The sequence below is a fragment of the Streptomyces sp. NPDC015131 genome (assembly GCF_043079975.1).
Lineage (GTDB): Bacteria > Actinomycetota > Actinomycetes > Streptomycetales > Streptomycetaceae > Streptomyces.
In genome coordinates, this window is the sequence record NZ_JBIBVB010000005.1 from 353,752 (window position 1) to 370,860 (window position 17,109).

15 protein-coding genes are annotated in these 17,109 nt (G+C 73.1%); 8 read left to right on the plus strand and 7 right to left on the minus strand.

What is annotated here, in order from left to right; genetic code table 11:
* Positions 1 to 21: 21 nt before the first annotated feature.
* Entirely contained in the window at positions 22 to 819 is a 798-nt protein-coding gene (locus ACF08D_RS21810; RefSeq protein ID WP_392224400.1) for a carbon-nitrogen family hydrolase, read from the minus strand.
* A 136-nt stretch (positions 820 to 955) separates the two neighbouring features.
* On the opposite strand from ACF08D_RS21810, the gene ACF08D_RS21815 reads away from it, so the two are divergent.
* Complete coding sequence (locus tag ACF08D_RS21815; protein ID WP_392224401.1) at positions 956 to 1,780, plus strand: maleylpyruvate isomerase family mycothiol-dependent enzyme; 825 nt, start codon at positions 956 to 958, stop codon at positions 1,778 to 1,780.
* A 60-nt stretch (positions 1,781 to 1,840) separates the two neighbouring features.
* On the opposite strand, the gene ACF08D_RS21820 is transcribed toward ACF08D_RS21815, so the two are convergent.
* Positions 1,841 to 3,154 carry a nitrate/nitrite transporter gene (locus ACF08D_RS21820; protein WP_392224402.1) on the minus strand — a complete coding sequence of 438 codons (1,314 nt, stop codon included), beginning with the start codon at positions 3,152 to 3,154 and terminating at the stop codon, positions 1,841 to 1,843.
* Positions 3,151 to 3,792: a GntR family transcriptional regulator gene (locus ACF08D_RS21825; RefSeq protein ID WP_392224403.1), complete on the minus strand. Its 642-nt coding sequence runs from the start codon at positions 3,790 to 3,792 to the stop codon at positions 3,151 to 3,153. The genes ACF08D_RS21820 and ACF08D_RS21825 overlap by 4 nt, the downstream gene beginning before the upstream one ends.
* Positions 3,793 to 4,159: 367 nt before the next feature.
* Here ACF08D_RS21825 and ACF08D_RS21830 point away from each other — a divergent pair, with 367 nt between their 5' ends.
* A complete protein-coding gene (locus tag ACF08D_RS21830; RefSeq protein ID WP_392224726.1) occupies positions 4,160 to 5,077 on the plus strand; it encodes a D-alanyl-D-alanine carboxypeptidase family protein in 918 nt (305 codons plus the stop codon).
* A gap of 78 nt (positions 5,078 to 5,155) precedes the next feature.
* Here the strand turns inward: ACF08D_RS21830 and ACF08D_RS21835 are convergent, their stop codons facing one another.
* Genes ACF08D_RS21835 through pdhA form a run of 3 tightly spaced genes read right to left on the minus strand, consistent with a single transcriptional unit; the run spans position 5,156 to position 8,825 of the window.
* Positions 5,156 to 6,643: a dihydrolipoamide acetyltransferase family protein gene (locus ACF08D_RS21835; protein ID WP_392224728.1), complete on the minus strand. Its 1,488-nt coding sequence runs from the start codon at positions 6,641 to 6,643 to the stop codon at positions 5,156 to 5,158.
* A gap of 29 nt (positions 6,644 to 6,672) precedes the next feature.
* Positions 6,673 to 7,653, minus strand: a complete 981-nt coding sequence (locus ACF08D_RS21840; RefSeq protein ID WP_392224404.1) for an alpha-ketoacid dehydrogenase subunit beta — start codon at positions 7,651 to 7,653, stop codon at positions 6,673 to 6,675.
* A 2-nt stretch (positions 7,654 to 7,655) separates the two neighbouring features.
* The gene (gene pdhA, locus ACF08D_RS21845; RefSeq protein WP_392224405.1) at positions 7,656 to 8,825 is read right to left on the minus strand and encodes a pyruvate dehydrogenase (acetyl-transferring) E1 component subunit alpha; all 1,170 of its coding nucleotides are present in this window, start codon (positions 8,823 to 8,825) and stop codon (positions 7,656 to 7,658) included.
* A 355-nt stretch (positions 8,826 to 9,180) separates the two neighbouring features.
* Between pdhA and ACF08D_RS21850 the strand changes: the two genes are divergently transcribed.
* The 3 genes from ACF08D_RS21850 (at position 9,181) to ACF08D_RS21860 (ending at position 11,509) form a co-directional block, all read left to right on the plus strand.
* On the plus strand, positions 9,181 to 9,843 hold the full coding sequence (locus ACF08D_RS21850) for a response regulator (RefSeq protein ID WP_392224406.1): 663 nt from the start codon (positions 9,181 to 9,183) through the stop codon (positions 9,841 to 9,843).
* A gap of 160 nt (positions 9,844 to 10,003) precedes the next feature.
* On the plus strand, positions 10,004 to 10,480 hold the full coding sequence (locus ACF08D_RS21855; RefSeq protein WP_392224407.1) for a pyridoxamine 5'-phosphate oxidase family protein: 477 nt from the start codon (positions 10,004 to 10,006) through the stop codon (positions 10,478 to 10,480).
* Positions 10,481 to 10,495: 15 nt separating this feature from the next.
* Complete coding sequence (locus tag ACF08D_RS21860) at positions 10,496 to 11,509, plus strand: phosphotransferase (RefSeq protein WP_392224408.1); 1,014 nt, start codon at positions 10,496 to 10,498, stop codon at positions 11,507 to 11,509.
* Positions 11,510 to 11,631: 122 nt separating this feature from the next.
* On the opposite strand, the gene ACF08D_RS21865 is transcribed toward ACF08D_RS21860, so the two are convergent.
* Positions 11,632 to 13,323, minus strand: coding sequence for a protein kinase (locus ACF08D_RS21865; protein ID WP_392224409.1), 1,692 nt, complete (start codon positions 13,321 to 13,323; stop codon positions 11,632 to 11,634).
* Positions 13,324 to 13,676: 353 nt separating this feature from the next.
* Between ACF08D_RS21865 and ACF08D_RS21870 the strand changes: the two genes are divergently transcribed.
* The 3 genes from ACF08D_RS21870 to ACF08D_RS21880 all read left to right on the plus strand — a co-directional run bounded on the left by ACF08D_RS21870 (position 13,677) and on the right by ACF08D_RS21880 (position 17,042).
* Positions 13,677 to 15,290 (plus strand): protein kinase, encoded by a 1,614-nt coding sequence (locus tag ACF08D_RS21870; protein WP_392224410.1) that lies wholly within the window; start codon positions 13,677 to 13,679, stop codon positions 15,288 to 15,290.
* A gap of 222 nt (positions 15,291 to 15,512) precedes the next feature.
* Positions 15,513 to 16,184 carry a hypothetical protein gene (locus ACF08D_RS21875; protein WP_392224411.1) on the plus strand — a complete coding sequence of 224 codons (672 nt, stop codon included), beginning with the start codon at positions 15,513 to 15,515 and terminating at the stop codon, positions 16,182 to 16,184.
* Positions 16,185 to 16,280: 96 nt separating this feature from the next.
* Positions 16,281 to 17,042: a PadR family transcriptional regulator gene (locus ACF08D_RS21880; protein ID WP_392224412.1), complete on the plus strand. Its 762-nt coding sequence runs from the start codon at positions 16,281 to 16,283 to the stop codon at positions 17,040 to 17,042.
* The last annotated feature ends 67 nt before the right edge of the window (positions 17,043 to 17,109 follow it).

Below are 17,109 nucleotides of genomic sequence, written 5' to 3' on the forward strand. Positions count from 1 at the left end.
CTCAGCGGGTGGGCCAGACCCTCAGCGGGTGGGCGGGGCGAGGCCCAGGACGCGGTCCTTGAGCGCGGGGAAGCGGTCCCGGGTGGTGGCCACCAGCTCCGGGTCGAGGTCCACCGTGAGGACCTCCTCCGCCGCGCCCGCCTCCGCGAGGACCTCGCCCCAGGGGTCGACGACCAGGCTGTGGCCCGCCTGCGGGACGCCGGCGTGGGTGCCGGCGGTGGCGCAGGCCAGGACGTACGCCTGGTTCTCGACGGCGCGGGCGCGGGACAGCAGGGTCCAGTGCTCGCGGCGGCGCTCGGGCCAGCCCGCCGAGACGACCAGGGCGAGCGCCCCGGCGTCGGTCAAGCTCCGGAACAGCTCGGGGAAGCGGAGGTCGTAGCAGGTGGCGAGGCCCAGCGGCAGACCGGGCACGGGCACGGTGACCGGCTCGTCGCCCGCCGCCATCAGCACGGCCTCGCCCTGGTCGAAGCCGAAGCGGTGGATCTTGCGGTACGAGCGGACCAGGTCGCCGTCCGGGGAGTAGACGAGCGCGGTGTTGAACAGGGCGCCGTCCGGGGCGCGTTCCACGATCGAGCCGGCGTGCAGCCAGACGGAGGCATCGGCGGCGGCCTTGGCCATGGCCCGGTGGGTGGGGCCGTCCAGCGGCTCGGCCTCGGCCTCGAAGACGTCGTACGAGAAGGCTCCCACCGTCCACAGTTCGGGCAGGATCACCAGGTCGGCGAGGCCGTCCTGACCGGCCACCAGGGAGGCGACACGGGCCCGCCGGGCGTCCGGGGACTCGTCCGGATCGACCGCGATCTGGAGCAACGAGGCGCGCACACTACCACCGTCCTGGCATTCGAGCCGTCAACACGGGCCTACGATCGTCACACGAAAGCACTGCCGGGGTGCCTCCGGGCAGCGTAACTTAACTGCCACAGCACCCAGCCCGCGTACGAACCGCCCGAGGGGTCCCGTGACCGTCCATCCCAGCCTCCAGCCCTACGCCGACGCCTGGACCCACTCCGTGGAAGCGATATCCGAGCTGGTGCAGCCACTGGTCGAGGGGGAGTGGAATCGCGCCACGCCCTGCCCCGGCTGGTCGGTGCGCGACATCGTGTCGCACATCATCGGCATGGAGTGCGAGATGCTCGGCGACCCGCGCCCGATCCACTCGCTGCCGCGCGATCTCTACCACGTACGCGGGGACTTCGCCCGCTACATGGAGGTGCAGGTCGACGTCCGGCGGCACCACACCGGCCCGGAGATGACGGCCGAGCTGGAGTACACGCTGATCCGCCGCGCCCGGCAGCTGCGCAACGAGAACCGGTCCCCCGACACCATGGTCCGGGCCCCGCTGGGCGCCGAGCAGTCCCTCGAACTGGCCTACCGGATGCGGGCGTTCGACGTGTGGTGCCACGAGCAGGACCTGCGCGTCGCGCTGGGCGTCCCGGGGAATCTGGACTCGCCGGGCGCGTTCGTCGCGCGGGACATCCTCCTGTCCGTCCTGCCGAAGGTGGTCGCCAAGGACGCGGGGGCCCCGCCGAACACGGCGGTCGTCGTCGACGTGCACGGGCCGGTGGAGTTCCTCCGTACGGTACGGGTGGACGCCGAGGGGCGCGGGTCGGTGGACGGGGCGCCGTCGCTGGGTCCGGCGGCGACGATCTCGACGGACTGGGAGACGTATGTGCGCCTGGCCTGCGGCCGGGTGCGGCCGGCGGCGGTCGCCGACCGGGTGAAGGTGGAGGGCGACCAGGGGCTCGCGGACGCCATCCTCGGGAGCTTCGCCGTCACCCCGTAGAGGCGTCACCCCATGGACGCGTCACCCCGTAGACGCGTCACCCTGTAGCCAGACCGTCGCTCACGCCGGGACGTGGACGGTCTCCACCCGGCTCGCCACCAGCCGCTCGCGCTCGCGCCGGGCGGTACGGGCCCGCAGCCGCAGCATCTGGGTGACGCCGAGCGCCTGGACGGCGAACACGGAGGCGAAGGCGATCCGGTAGTCGTCGCCGGTGGCGTCCAGCAGCAGCCCGATCGCCAGCAGGGTGGTGATGGACGCGGTGAAGCCGCCCATGTTGACGATGCCGGACGCGGTGCCCTGGCGCTCGGGCGGGTTCGCCGGGCGGGCGAAGTCGAAGCCGATCATCGAGGCGGGCCCGCAGGCGCCGAGGACGGCGCACAGGGTGACCAGGAGCCACATCGGGGCGTCTCCGCCCGGCTGGGCCAGGGTGGCGGCCCACAGGGCGGCGGTCGCGCCGACGGTGCCGAGCGCCAGGGGCAGCCGGGCGCCGTGGTGGCGGGCGACGACCTGGCCGTAGACGAGGCCGACGGCCATGTTGGACAGCACCACCAGGGTGAGCAGCTCCCCGGCGGCGGCGCGGGACAGTCCCTGCGCCTCGACCAGGAAGGGCAGCCCCCACAGCAGCAGGAAGACCATCGCGGGGAACTGCGTGGTGAAGTGCACCCACAGGCCGAGGCGGGTGCCCGGCTCGCGCCACGAGGTGGCGATCTGGCGGCGGACGTACGCGGCGCCCTGGTGCGGCACCGGCTCGGGCGCGTACCCCTCGGGGTGGTCCTTCAGCAGCAGGAGCAGCAGCACGAGGACGGCGACGCCCGCGAGGGAGCTGCCGGCGAAGGCGGCCGTCCAGCCGACCTGGTGCAGCAGCCGGGCGAGGACGAGGGTGGAGACCAGGTTGCCCGCCATGCCGACGAGGCCGGCGATCTGGGCGATCACCGGCCCGCGCCGGGCGGGGAACCAGCGGGTGCCCAGCCGCAGGACGGAGATGAACGTCATCGCGTCGCCGCAGCCGAGCAGCGCGCGGGCGGCCAGCGCCATCCCGTACGACGGGGAGAGCGCGAAGCCGATCTGGCCGAGGGTGAACAGCACCACGCCCAGGGTGAGGACCTTCTTGGTGCCGAGCCGGTCGACCATCAGGCCGACGGGTATCTGCATGCCCGCGTAGACGAGCAGCTGGAGTATGGAGAAGGTGGAGAGGGCGGAGGCGTTGACGTCGAAGCGCTCCACGGCGTCGAGTCCGGCGACGCCCAGGGAGGTACGGAAGATGACGGCGACCAGGTAGACGCTGACGCCGACGCCCCAGACGAGGGCGGCGCGGCGTCCGCCGGGCGGGTCGGCGGGCGTGGCGGGGGCGGCGGACGCGGTCGGGCCGGTCACCGGTCCTCCCCCCTGACCAGGACCTTGACGCGGCTGACGTGGCGGTGGACGCACCGGGCGGCGCCCTCGGCGTCACCGGCGCGCAGGGCGTCGAGGATCTCGGCGTGCTCGGCGATGTTCTTGGCGACGCGGTCGGGGTGGGCCTCCATCACGGCGACGCCCATGCGCAGTTGCCGGTCGCGCATCTGGTCGTAGAGGCGGGAGAGGATCTCGTTGCCGGCGTGGCGGACGATCTCGGCGTGGAAGCAGCGGTCGGTGACGGCGACGGCGGCCAGGTCGCCCGCCTCGGCGTGCCGGCGCTGCTCGTCCAGCAGGGCGGCCAGCCGGTCCAGCAGCCGTTCGGGGGCGGGGACGGCCTTGCGTACGGCGAACTCCTCGACCAGCAGGCGGGTCTCGACGACGTCGGCGATCTCCTGGGCGGAGACGGCGAGGACCAGGGCGCCCTTTTTGGGGTAGAGCTTGAGCAGCCCTTCCATCTCCAGCTTGAGCAGCGCCTCGCGCACGGGGGTGCGGGAGACCCCGACGGCCTCGGCCAGCTCGCCCTCGGTGAGGAGGGTGCCGCCCTGGTAGCGGCGGTCGAGCACGGCCTGTTTGACGTGGGTGTAGACGCGGTCGGCGGCGGGTGGGGCGGAAGGCATGCACACAGCATAGATACAAGAGGGGTGCATCAGGGAGCCCGGAGCCGCCGCTGGGGCGCGGCTCACAAGCCGACGGAGCGTGGCCCACAAGCCGACGGAGCGTGGCCCACAAGCCGATGGAGCGTGGCCCACAACCAGCCCCGCCTGTATGTGACTTACCTCACAGGGCCCTGCCCGGTGTCCCGTACATCCTTCGCGGCGGTTCGGGTGTCTTCCTGTGGGCCTCGCATTTCCGGCCGCCGGATCGAGGCGCCCCGCCGAAATTGCGGCCACCTGCCGGAATGCGGCGCCCTGCCAGATTGAGGCGTCTTCGACGTACTCGGGACTCGGACTCGGAGCGTTTTCCTTGATATCCACGCACACGGCCGTGCGCCGCGCCGCCACGGTCGCCCTCGCGGGCGGTCTGCTGCTGACCGCCTCCCCGCTCGCCGCGCCGGCCGCCGCCGCGGCCCCGCCGATCCCCTCCATCAGCGCCAAGGGCGGCTTCATGGTGGACCAGGCGGACGGCAAGGCCATCTACGGCAAGGCCAACACCACCCGCCGCCAGATGGCCAGCACCACCAAGGTCACCACCGCCATCGTGGTCCTCACCACCCCGGGCGTGGACCTCAACCGCAAGGTCACCATCAAGCAGGAGTACCGCGACTACGTCGTCCGGACCGGCGCGAGCACCGCCGACCTCAAGACCGGCGACAAGGTGACCGTCCGGCAGCTGCTCTCGGCGCTGATGCTGCCCTCCGGCTGTGACGCCGCCTACGCGCTGGCCGACACCTTCGGCACCGGCTCGACCACCGCCGCCCGCACCCAGTCGTTCATCGGCAAGATGAACGCCAAGGCCAAGCAGCTCGGCCTGGCGAACACGAAGTTCGACTCCTTCGACGGCATCTCGGCCGCCGGGAACAACTACACGACCCCGCCGGAGCTGGCGAAGATGGCGCGCCACGCCTTCAGCAGCCCGGTCTTCCGGGACGTCGTCAAGGCGACCTCGTACAAGACCACCGCCACCACCAGCACCGGCGGTACCCGCACCTACACCTGGTACAACACCAACAAGCTGCTCGGCTCCTACAACGGTGCCGTCGGCATCAAGACGGGTACGGGCACGGCCGCCGGCCCGTGCCTGGTCTTCGCCGCCACCCGGGGCACCAAGACCTACGTGGGCGTCGTGCTGAACGCCCCCGACCGCTTCAACGACGCCGCCAAGCTGCTGGACTTCGGCTTCGGCTCGTCGACGGCCAAGACCATGAAGCTGCGCTCGCTCCCGGCCGGGACCCAGCGCGACTGACCCGCGCCACCCGCACACGGATCAGGGCCCGGACGCCGTCGCGTCCGGGCCCTTTCCCATGTCACTCTCGTCCGGTCGTCAGGCCCAGGTGATCAGCCGCTTGGGCTGCTCCAGGATCGCGGCGACGTCCGCGAGCACCTTCGAGCCCAGCTCGCCGTCGACCAGGCGGTGGTCGAACGACAGCGCCAGCGTGGTGACCTGACGGGGCTTCACCTTGTCCTTGTGGACCCAGGGCTGGAGCTTGATCGCCCCGACCGCGAGGATCGCGGACTCGCCCGGGTTGAGGATGGGCGTGCCGGTGTCGACGCCGAAGACACCGACGTTGGTGATGGTGACCGTGCCGCCCTGCATGGCCGCCGGGGTGGTCTTGCCCTCGCGGGCGGTGGACACCAGTTCGCCCAGGGCGGCGGCCAGTTCGGGCAGGGTCTTGTCGTGCGCGTCCTTGATGTTCGGCACGATCAGCCCGCGCGGGGTGGCCGCGGCGATGCCCAGGTTCACATAGTGCTTGAGCACGATCTCCTGGGCGGCCTCGTCCCAGGAGGCGTTGATCTCCGGGTTGCGCCGGATGGCGACGAGCAGGGCCTTCGCCACCAGCAGCAGCGGGTTCACCCGGAGCCCGGCCATGTCCGTGCCGGACTTCAGCTCCCCCACCAGCTTCATGGTGCGGGTGACGTCCACCGTGACGAACTCGGTGACGTGCGGAGCGGTGAAGGCGGACCCGACCATCGCCTGGGCGGTGGCCTTGCGGACGCCCTTGACCGGGACGCGGGTCTCGCGGGCCCCCGCCGGCTGCGCCTGCGGCTGGGCCCCCGGGACCTCGGCGGCCGCCGGCTCCACGGGTACGGCGCCGGGCGCGGCGACCGAGGCGGCGGCCAGGGCGACCGCGGCGTGCACGTCCTCGCGGGTGACGATGCCGTCCGGGCCGGTCGGGGTGACCGTCGCCAGGTCGACGCCCAGGTCCTTCGCCAGCTTCCGCACGGGCGGCTTGGCGAGGGGCCGGGCGCCGGGGGCGGCGGGTGCGGCAGGTGCCGGTACGGCCGGGGCGGGCGCGGGCGCGGCGGGTGCCGGGGCGGGAGCAGCGGGTGCAGGTGCGGCTCCGTGGCCGTTCAGCTCGCCCTGGACGGCCGCGCGGGCGGCGGCGCCCGCGGGAGCCGCGGCCCCCTTGCGCGGGCGGCGCTTGGTGGACGTCTCGGCGACGCCGTACCCGACCAGGACCGGCTGGCGGCCGGCCGGCGCGGCGTCGTCCTCGGAGGCGGCCGTTCCGGCGGAGTCCTTCGCGGCCGGCTCTTCGGCGGCGGGCTGGGCGGTCTGCGGCTGGGCGGCGCCCGGCTCACCGGGGGCGTCACCGCCGACGTTCACCGAGATGATCACCTCGCCGACGTCGACCGTGGTGCCCTCGGGGAAGCGCAGCTCGTGCACGATCCCGTCGTACGGGCTCGGCAGCTCGACGGCCGCCTTCGCCGTCTCGACCTCGCAGACGACCTGCCCGTCGCTGACGGTGTCCCCGGGCTGGACGAACCACTTGAGGATCTCGGCCTCGGTGAGCCCCTCGCCCACGTCCGGCATCTTGAAATCGCGGATCACAGCGGGTCTCCTCAGTACGCGAGCGAGCGGTCGACGGCGTCGAGCACCCGGTCCAGGCCCGGCAGGTACTCCTCTTCCAGCCGTGCCGGCGGATACGGCGCGTGGTAGCCGCCCACCCGCAGGACCGGCGCCTCCAGGTGGTAGAAGCACCGCTCGGTGATGCGCGCGGCGATCTCGGCCCCGGAGCCGTAGAAGACCGGCGCCTCGTGGACCACGACCAGGCGGCGGGTCTTCTCCACCGACGCCTGGAGGGTGTCGAAGTCGATCGGGGACATCGACCGCAGGTCGACGACCTCCACCGACCGGCCCTCCTCGGCGGCCACGGCGGCGGCCTCCAGGCAGAGCTTCACCATCGGCCCGTACGCGGCGAGCGTCAGGTCGGCGCCCTCGCGCACCGTGCGGGCCTTGTGCAGCTCGCCGGGGATGGCCTCGGTGTCGACCTCGCCCTTGTCCCAGTAGCGCCGCTTCGGCTCGAAGAAGATCACCGGGTCGTCGCTCTGGATGGCCTGCTGGAGCATCCAGTAGGCGTCCGAGGAGTTCGACGGGGAGACCACCTTGAGGCCGGCCACATGGGCGAACAGCGCCTCGGGCGACTCGCTGTGGTGCTCGACGGCGCCGATGCCGCCGCCGTACGGGATGCGGACGACGACCGGCATCTTGATCTTGCCGAGGGCGCGCGCGTGCATCTTGGCGAGCTGGGTGACGATCTGGTCGTACGCGGGGAAGACGAACCCGTCGAACTGGATCTCCACCACGGGCCGGTAGCCGCGCAGCGCGAGGCCGATCGCCGTGCCGACGATGCCGGACTCGGCGAGCGGGGTGTCGATGACCCGCTCCTCGCCGAAGTCCTTCTGGAGCCCGTCGGTCACCCGGAACACGCCGCCGAGCTTGCCGACGTCCTCGCCCATGACGAGGACCTTGGGGTCGGTCTCCAGGGCCTTGCGCAGCGACTCGTTCAGCGCCTTGGCGAGCGGGAGTTTCTGGACGCCCATGGTTACCTGCCCTCCCCGTCCGCGTCGGCGAACGATGCCTGGTACGCGGCGAACTGCGCGCGCTCCTCGTCGACGAGCGCGTGCCCGTCGGCGTACACATGGTCGAACATCGCCATGTCGTCGGGGTCGGGCATGGCCCGGACGGCCTCCCGGACGCGCTTGCCGAGGGTCTCCGACTCCGTCTCCAGCTCCTCGAAGAAGGCGGCGTCCGCGAGCCCCTGCTTCTCCAGGTACGTGCGGAGCCGCAGGATCGGGTCCTTGGCCTCCCAGGCCGCCCGCTCGTCGTCCAGGCGGTAGCGGGTGGGGTCGTCGGAGGTGGTGTGGGCGCCCATGCGGTAGGTGAACGCCTCGACGAGCGTGGGGCCCTCGCCGCGGCGGGCGCGCTCCAGCGCCGACCGGGTGACGGCCAGGCAGGCGAGGACGTCGTTGCCGTCGACGCGGACGCCGGGGAAGCCGAAGCCCTGCGCGCGCTGGTAGAGCGGGACGCGGGTCTGCTTCTCGGTGGGCTCGCTGATCGCCCACTGGTTGTTCTGGCAGAAGAAGACGACCGGGGCGTTGTAGACGGCGGAGAAGGTGAACGATTCGGCGACGTCGCCCTGGCTGGAGGCGCCGTCACCGAAGTACGCGATGACCGCGCTGTCGGACCCGTCCTTGGCCACGCCCATGGCGTAGCCGGTGGCGTGCAGGGTCTGCGAGCCGATGACGATCGTGTACAGGTGGAAGTTGTTGCCCGTCGGGTCCCAGCCGCCGTGGTTCACCCCGCGGAACATCCCGAGCAGGTTCGTCGGGTCGACGCCCCGGCACCAGGCGACGCCGTGCTCGCGGTAGGTGGGAAAGACGTAGTCGTCGTCGCGCAGGGCCCGGCCGGAGCCGATCTGCGCGGCCTCCTGGCCGAGGAGCGAGGCCCACAGGCCCAGTTCGCCCTGGCGCTGGAGGGAGGTCGCCTCGGCATCGAACCGGCGGGTCAGCACCATGTCGCGGTACAGGCCGCGCAGCTCTTCGGGGCTGAGGTCGATGTCGTACTCCGGGTGCGGGACTCGCTCACCCTCGGCGTTGAGCAGCTGTACGAGCTGGGGCTCGGCGCTCTGGGCGCCGGATGCCTTGGTTGCGCTCGCGCTGGTGCGCTTACTGCTGCGTCGCGGCTTGCGCGCGGCAGTGCCTTCCACGGTCACGTGCGTGCTCCTCCGTCTGTCCGGCCCCCGGGGTCGCCGGGTGGCTGGGGATCCCCCGTGCTCTCGGAGCCTGGGGGAGCGGCTCGCCTGTCTCCGTACGCGTGCACGGGGGTGGGTGCCCTCGACCGGGAACAGGCGTGACAGGTGCCCCGGCGAGCCCCCTGTCATAGGCACGTTACCCAGTGCACCGCATTACTGCGAAACCCCCTTTGACCTGGCTTTTTGCTTGGATTTCCAAGTAAATCGCAAAGGGGTGGACAAATGACTGGTCACAGCCTCGTGAGCCGCCGGAACAGGGGGCACGTTATCCCGCGCACCCCGGGCACGGGAAGAGTGAGTATGTGAGACTGATTCCGTGCGCGAACAGGGAAAAATCACCGTTTTTCTGCTGGACGACCACGAGGTCGTCCGGCGCGGAGTCCACGAAATGCTCTCCGTGGAGGACGACATCGAGGTCGTCGGGGAAGCGGGAACGGTGGCGGATGCCCTGGTCAGGATCCCGGCGACGCGTCCGGACGTCGCCGTGCTCGACGTCCGGCTGCCCGACGGCAGCGGTGTCGAGGTCTGCCGCGAGGTCCGCGCCCGCGACGAGAAGATCAAATGCCTGATGCTCACCTCTTTCGCGGACGACGAGGCCCTCTTCGACGCGATCATGGCCGGCGCGTCGGGCTACGTCCTGAAGGCGATCCGCGGCAATGAGCTGCTGACGGCGGTACGGGACGTGGCGGCCGGCCGGTCGCTGCTGGACCCGGTGGCCACCGCCCGGGTGCTGGAACGGCTCCGGGACGGCAACGCCCCCAAGGGCGACGGGCGGCTGGACCTGCTGACCGAGCAGGAGCGCCGGATCCTGGACCTCATCGGGGAGGGCCTGACCAACCGCGCGATCGGCGAGCGGCTGCACCTGGCCGAGAAGACGATCAAGAACTACGTCTCCAGCCTGCTGGCCAAGCTCGGCATGGAGCGCCGCGCCCAGGCGGCGGCGTACGTGGCCCGGCTGCAGGCCGAGCGCCAGTCCTGAGCGCGGGCCTCCTGAGCGCGGTCTGCTGAGCGCGGCCCGCTGAGCGTGGTCTGCCGAGGAGGGACCTAAGTCCCTGTCGGGGGTCGGGCGCCTGGCCGACCCTGGAGGCATGCCCTCCTCCGGTCCTCCGCCGCCTCGTCCGGCGCACCTCCGTCCGCCCGTGATCGACACGTCGGACGTGACGGACGTGGCGGACGTGGCGGGGGACGTCGCGCGGGCGCTGGAGCTGCTCGGACGGGTGCCGTACGGGGTGGTGGCGACCAGCGTGCGGGCCATGCCGTTCCTCGCGCCCGCCCGGCACGTGCTGACGGGCGACGGGGTCGTCCTGCGGCTGCACGGCGGGCCGGACTGCCTCCAGGCGTGCGACGGCGGCGTCGTCGCGTACGGCGCGGACAACCTCGGCTCCGGCGCCGCACTGCGGTGGTCGGTGCAGCTGACCGGCACCGCGCACGCCATGGAGCCCGGGGCGCCCGAATCGGCCCTGCTCGGCCCGGTGCCCCGCCGCCCGGACGGGTCGCCGTACACCCCGGCGTACCTGCGGCTGCGCCCGCGGTTCGCGGCGGTGCACGCGCTGGACGCCACGGAAGGTACCGGAGGTCATGGTTCCGGAGCGCGTCCTGGCCACCACGCTGTGTGATCTACCATTTGGTGAGTGCCGCGCTCATATGCAACCACCGCCCCACCCGTGAGTGCGCTGCTGCGCCGCTACGACGACACGGGCGAGCCCCTCTCCTGCGAACCGGTCAGCCAGGGCCTCCTCAACCGCGGCTACCGCCTCGCCACCACCCGCGGCGCCTACTTCCTCAAACAGCACGTCGACGCCCCGACCGCCGACCGCGCCACCATCGTCCGCCAGCACCGCGCCACCCAGCGGCTGCACACGCTCGGCGTGCCCGTCGCGCCGCCGCTGCCCGACGCGGAGGGCGAGACCGTCGCGGAGATCGGCGGCCGGTGCTACGCCCTGCACCCCTGGGTCGAGGGGCGCCACCGGGCCGGCGCGCAGCTCTCGGCGGCCGGCTCCCGGCGGCTGGGCGCCCTGCTGGGGCTGGTCCACACCTGTCTGGAGCAGGTCATGGAGCCGCACCAGGGCCACCAGGACCTCGGCGCCGATCCGGAGGAGACCTTCCGGCTGATCGACCGGCTCCTGGTGCTGGCGCGGGGCCGCCGCCCGCGCGACGCCTTCGACGAGCTGGCCGAGCACCGGCTGGTGGAGCGGCGGCGGCTGCTGGCCGAGCACGCCCACCGGCGGCCCCCGCCGGCCTCGGCGGGCGGCTGGGTGCACGGGGACTTCCACCCGCTGAACCTGCTCTACCGGGGCGCCGAGCCCGCCGCGATCGTCGACTGGGACCGGCTGGGCGTGCAGCCGCGGGCGGAGGAGGCGGTCCGGGCGGCCGCGATCTTCTTCGTCCAGCCGGCCGGGGGGCTGGAGCTGGCAAAGGTACGCGCGTACGCGCGCGCGTACCGGCGGGCGGCGGGCGCGGACCCCGCCGAGCTGGCGGCGGCGGTGCACCGGGTGTGGTGGGAGCGGCTGAACGACTTCTGGATACTGCGCTGGCGCTACCAGCTGCACGACAGCAGGGCCGACCCGCAGTTTTCCGCGGTGTCGGCCCTGGCGGTGTGGTGGACGAGGGAGTACGAGGCGGTGTGCGACGCCTTCGCCGGCTGAGCCCCCGACCGGGGGTTCACGTCCGGCCCGGGGGCGCAGAGCCGGGGCCTCAGGGCCCGGGGCCTCAGAGCCCGGGGACTCAGGGCCCGGGGGCTCCGAGCCGGGGCCTCAGGGCCCGGGGCTCAGGCCCCGCCGCCGGTCGTCGTGGCGCCCTGGTCGGTGGTACCGGTACTGGTACCGCCCTGGTCGCCCGTGCCCGTGCTGGTGCCGCCCTGGTCGGTGGTGCCGGTGCTGGTGCCGCCGTCGGTGGTGCCGCCGTCCGTCGTACCGCCTTGGTCGGCGCCGCCGTCGGTCGTGCCGCCCTGGTCGGTGCCGCCGTCCGTGGTGCCGCCCTGGTCGGTGCCGCCGTCCGTCGTACCACCCTGGTCCGTGCCCTCGGTGGTGCCGGGGGTGGACGGCTGGCCGCCGGTGGGCGGAGGCGGGTTGTTGGTCTGCTCGTCCGACGGATCGGGGGTCCAGCCGCCCCAGCCGCCGCCGTTGCCCCCGTTGCCGCCGCCCGTGGAGCCGCCCGGGTCCTGCGACTGCTCGTCGGTCTTCTCGTCCGAGGGCGAGGGGCTGGTGGTGTCACCGGGCTTGGAGGGCGCGGTGCTGGCCGGCGGCTTCTCCTTGTTCTTGTCCGTCGGCGCCTTGGTCTGGTCGAGCGCGTACGCCACACCCGCCACGATCGCGATCAGGGCGAACGCCGCGAACAGCCACATCTTGCCCCGGCCGCCCCGGCGGCCCTGCCCGCCGTCGTACGCGTACGCCCCGTCGTCCGGGTTCGACGGCGGCAGGATCGGGCCCTGCGAGGTGTCGCCGTGCACCGGGTGGCCCATGCCCATGGCGGCGGTCGCCGCGACGCCCCCGGCCGGGGTGCGACCGCCCTCGTGCATCTCGACGGGGCCGGTGTTCCACGTGCCGGAGTGGCTGCCCTGCTGCTGGAGCATCTGGAGCCCGTACTGCACCAGGCCCCGCATCTCCTCCGCGCTCTGGAACCGGTCGTCCGGGTCCTTGGCGAGGGCGCGCATGGCCAGCCCGTCCAGCTCCGGCGGGGCCACGTCCGAGACCTCGGACGGCGGCACCGGGATGTCCTGGACGTGCTGGTAGACCACCGACAGCGGCGTCTCGCCCGTGAAGGGGGGCCGCAGCGCGAGCAGCTCGTACAGCAGACAGCCGGTGGCGTAGAGGTCGGACCGGTGGTCGACCGCCTTGCCGAGGGCCTGCTCGGGCGAGAGGTACTGGGGCGTGCCCATGACCATGCCGGTCTGGGTCATGGTCGACTGGGCGCCGTGCAGGGCGCGGGCGATGCCGAAGTCCATCACCTTGACGGCGCCGCTGTTGGTGATGATCACGTTGGCGGGCTTGATGTCCCGGTGCACGATGCCGTGCTGGTGCGAGTAGGCCAGCGCCTCCAGCACACCGGAGACGATGATCAGCGCCTGCTCGGGCGGCGGGGCCTCCGCGTTGATCAGCAGGTCGCGGATGGTCCGGCCCTCGACCAGCTCCATGACGATGTACGGCACGGACTGGCCGTTCACCACGTCCTCGCCGGAGTCGTACACCGCGACGATGGCGTGGTGGTTCAGCCCGGCCACCGACTGCGCCTCACGGGTGAAGCGGGCCTTGGACACCGGGTCCTCGGCGAGGTCGGCGCGCAGCAGCTTGACGGCCACGGTGCGGCCCAGCCGGACGTCCTCGGCCGCGAACACCTCGGCCATGCCACCGCGGCCGAGACGGTGGGTCAGCCGGTAACGGCCGTCCCCGACGAGTCCGCCGACGCCCCACTCGGCGGACTCCGGCGCTCCGCCGCCGCCCGCCCCGGATTCGGATGCCATCAGTCCTCGCCGTCGTTTCTGTCCGCTTGCTTCGCGCGCCGCGGTGTGCCGCCGTGTCTTAAGGGGTACTACGTCATGTCACGCTACAGCCTTCACGCGCCACGACGGTCCGGGATTGACCGGCCATCCAACCCCTTCCACGTACACCTGTGCAAATCTCCCGCCGGTTCCATGGCGGTCCGGTACGGGTCGGGTAACGCTTCCGAGACGCTTCTTGTGCGTACGGTCACGGAACGGGCACCCGGCTTGACGTGTCGGTGCCCTCGGGCAGACTTGGCCCGTAAAAGCCGGATCACCGCGATGAACCGCGGCCACGCGGCCGTCACGGACCGCGCGCACGGGGGAGCAAGGACATGAGCCAGGACGGCGCACAGGGCCGCTATGCGGGCGGCTCGGTCGCGGGCGGCCGGTACCAGCTGCGCGACCTGCTCGGCGAGGGCGGCATGGCGTCCGTGTACCTGGCGTACGACAGTGCGCTGGACCGGCAGGTCGCCATCAAGACGCTCCACACCGAGCTGGGGCGCGAGCAGTCGTTCCGCGAGCGGTTCCGCCGCGAGGCCCAGGCCGTCGCCAAGCTCCAGCACACCAACATCGTGTCGGTCTTCGACACCGGCGAGGACGACCTCGGCGGCTCGCTGATGCCGTACATCGTCATGGAGTACGTGGAGGGCCGCCCGCTGGGGTCGGTGCTCCAGGAGGACATCCGGCAGTACGGCGCGATGCCGGCCGAGAAGGCCCTCAAGGTCACCGCCGACGTGCTGGCCGCGCTGGAGACCAGCCACGAGATGGGCCTGGTCCACCGGGACATCAAGCCGGGCAACGTGATGATGACCAAGCGCGGCGTCGTGAAGGTCATGGACTTCGGGATCGCGCGGGCCATGCAGTCGGGCGTCACGTCGATGACGCAGACCGGCATGGTCGTCGGCACCCCCCAGTACCTCTCCCCCGAGCAGGCGCTCGGCCGGGGCGTGGACGCCCGCTCCGACCTGTACTCGGTCGGCATCATGCTGTTCCAGCTGCTGACCGGCCGCATCCCGTTCGACGCGGACTCGCCGCTGGCCATCGCGTACGCGCATGTGCAGGAGGAGCCGGTGGCGCCCTCCTCCATCAACCGGTCGATCACCCCGGCGATGGACGCCCTGGTCGCCCGCGCCCTGAAGAAGAACCCGAACGAGCGCTTCCCGAGCGCCGCCGCCATGCGCGACGAGTGCCTGCGGCTGCTGTCGGCGGGCCAGGGCCAGACCGGCGCGCCGGTCATCGTGCAGGGCGCGCCGCACGCGAACAGCGGCTCGGGCGTGGGCTCGGCGGTGTTCCCGCCGGTCGACCACTCGACCCCGGCGCCCGGACCGCACAGCGTGCAGACGCCGTACCAGCCGCCGTACGGCACGCCAGCCCCGGCGCCCTCGTACGGCTACCCGCAGCAGCAGCCGGCCCCCGCGTACCAGACGCCGGCGCCGCCCCCGTACACGATCTCCCCGCAGCAGCAGGGCCCCGGGCCGGCCGGCGGTGGCGGCAAGAGCAACACCCCGGTGATCGTCGGCGCGATCGCGGTCGCCGTCCTGGCGATCGGCGGCCTGGTCACGGCCATCTCGCTGAGCGGCGGCGAGGAGGACCCGGGCGCCACCCCGCCGGGCAGCGGCGGCGCGAGCCGCCCGGCCGCCGAGAGCACCGAGGCGGGCCACATGCCGCCGGAGCGCCACAGGACGATCAAGGCGACCGAGTGCACGGATGCCCCGGAGGACAGCAACGACCCGGCGAAGGTCCAGGCGCCGAGCCTGACGTACCACGACGTGATCTCCGTGAAGAGCTGCCTCCAGGCGGCGGGCTGGAAGTTCAGGGAGACCCGGGTCGACAACCCGCAGTACGCGGAGGACCAGGTGATCTCCCAGTTCCCGACCGAGGGGACGGCCGTGGTGCCCGGCAACCAGACGTTCGAGCTGACGGTCGCGACGGGCGACGCCGGCTGAGCCGCCGCCGGACGGCCGGCTCTCCGCCCTGGGGGTGGGCTCCTGGCCCGGGCCGGGTGACCCGCTCGGGTGACGGTCTCTCATGACCGGCCGGGGTAACCCCTGTGGGTGGCTGTACGGGCGCCCGGGATGCCGGGGCGCCCGCCCCGTGTGACGCTGAGTGCGTTGTGGAGCCCTGACGGCGGGGGCTCCTGGCGGCTCGGCACGGGAGGGGGTCACCCGGTGGCTCCATGGCTCGACTCACGCTGCGCGACGGTGCTCGCGGCGCTGCTGCTGGCCGCGTCCTCGGTGGGCGGTGTTCCCGCCGCGTCCGCGCGGGAGACGGAGCCCGCCGCCGAGCCGGGTGCCGGGCTGGTCCGGCCGGAACGTGACGGCGCGTCCGGTGACCCCGCCGGGGCGTCGCCCTCGGCGTCCTCATCCGTGCCGGGCGGGCCGGGTGGTACGGGCGGCTCCTCGGGTTCCTCGGGCGGTGCCGAGTCGGACGCGGGGCTCATCGGGTCGGTGCTCGGGCCGACGCGGCACGCCCCCGCGTCGCCGTCGCTGGCCGGGCGCACCGCGGGCGAGGGGCGGCAGCGGCCCGGGCGGCCCGCCTCGCCGTCCGTGACCCCGTCCGGCGGGACGACGCCCGGCTCCGCCGCCCCCTCCCGTACCAAAACGGCAACAGCGCCGGAGCCGCCGCCGGAGGAGGAGCGGGAGTCCGCCGCGGTACCCGAGTCGGAGTCGCCCTCGGCGACCGGCTCGCCGCACTCGCCGCCCGCCGCCGCGTACGAACCGGCGGCGCGGGCCGCCGACACCCTCGCTGACCGGCAGATTCCCGTCCTGACGCTGGGCGTGGGGCTCGCCATGATGGGGCTCGGACTGGGCTTCCTGGGGCTGCGGATCAGGCGCCGCTGAGCGCCGCCCGATCCTCCGCGTCCTCCTTGAGACGGACCTTCCGGGTCCCCCTGGAGACGCTTGTCCCGGCCGACATACTCGGTATACATACTGAGTATGTCCATCCGGCACGGCCTTCTGGCCCTCCTCGAACGCGGCCCGCGCTACGGCTCCCAGCTCCGTACGGAGTTCGAGTCGCGCACCGGCGCGACCTGGCCCCTCAACGTCGGTCAGGTCTACACCACGCTCAGCCGGCTCGAACGCGACGGGCTGGTTGCCCAGGACGGTGAGGACGAGGCGGGCCACGCGCTGTACGCCATCACCGACGCGGGACGGCGTGAGCTGCGGGACTGGTACGAGAAGCCCGTCGACCGCACCAGTCCGGCGCGGGACGAGCTGGCCATCAAGCTGGCCATGGCGGTCGGCGCGCCGGGCGTGGACATCCGCGAGGTGATCCAGTCGCAGCGGCGCCACACCGTCAAGGCCATGCAGGACTACACCCGGCTCAAGGCGCAGGCCATCACCGCCCTGGAGAGCGGGGCGGCACGGGAGCGCGACGACGTGGCCTGGCTGCTCGTCCTGGAACAGCTCATCTTCCAGACGGAGGCCGAGGCCCGGTGGCTCGACCACTGCGAGGCCCGGCTGATCCGGCTCTCCACCGAGGCGGCAACGGCCGAGGGGGTCGGCGGTAGGGATGCCGGTGCGGGCTCTGCCGCCGGTACGGGCTCCGGTGCTGGTGCCGCGTCGGGCTCCGGTGCAGGTGCCGGTGCGGCGCCGGGTTCCGGTGCCTCGCCGGGTTCCGGGGGCGGTGGCGACGGTCCCGTACCCCCGCCGCGCCCGACCGCCCGGCGCCGGGCCGCATCCCGGCCGGGGGCGTGACCGGCCCCCACCACCCGCCTCCCCGGCGCCCGTCCCACGGGCACCCGCCGCCGCAAGCCGGCACCGA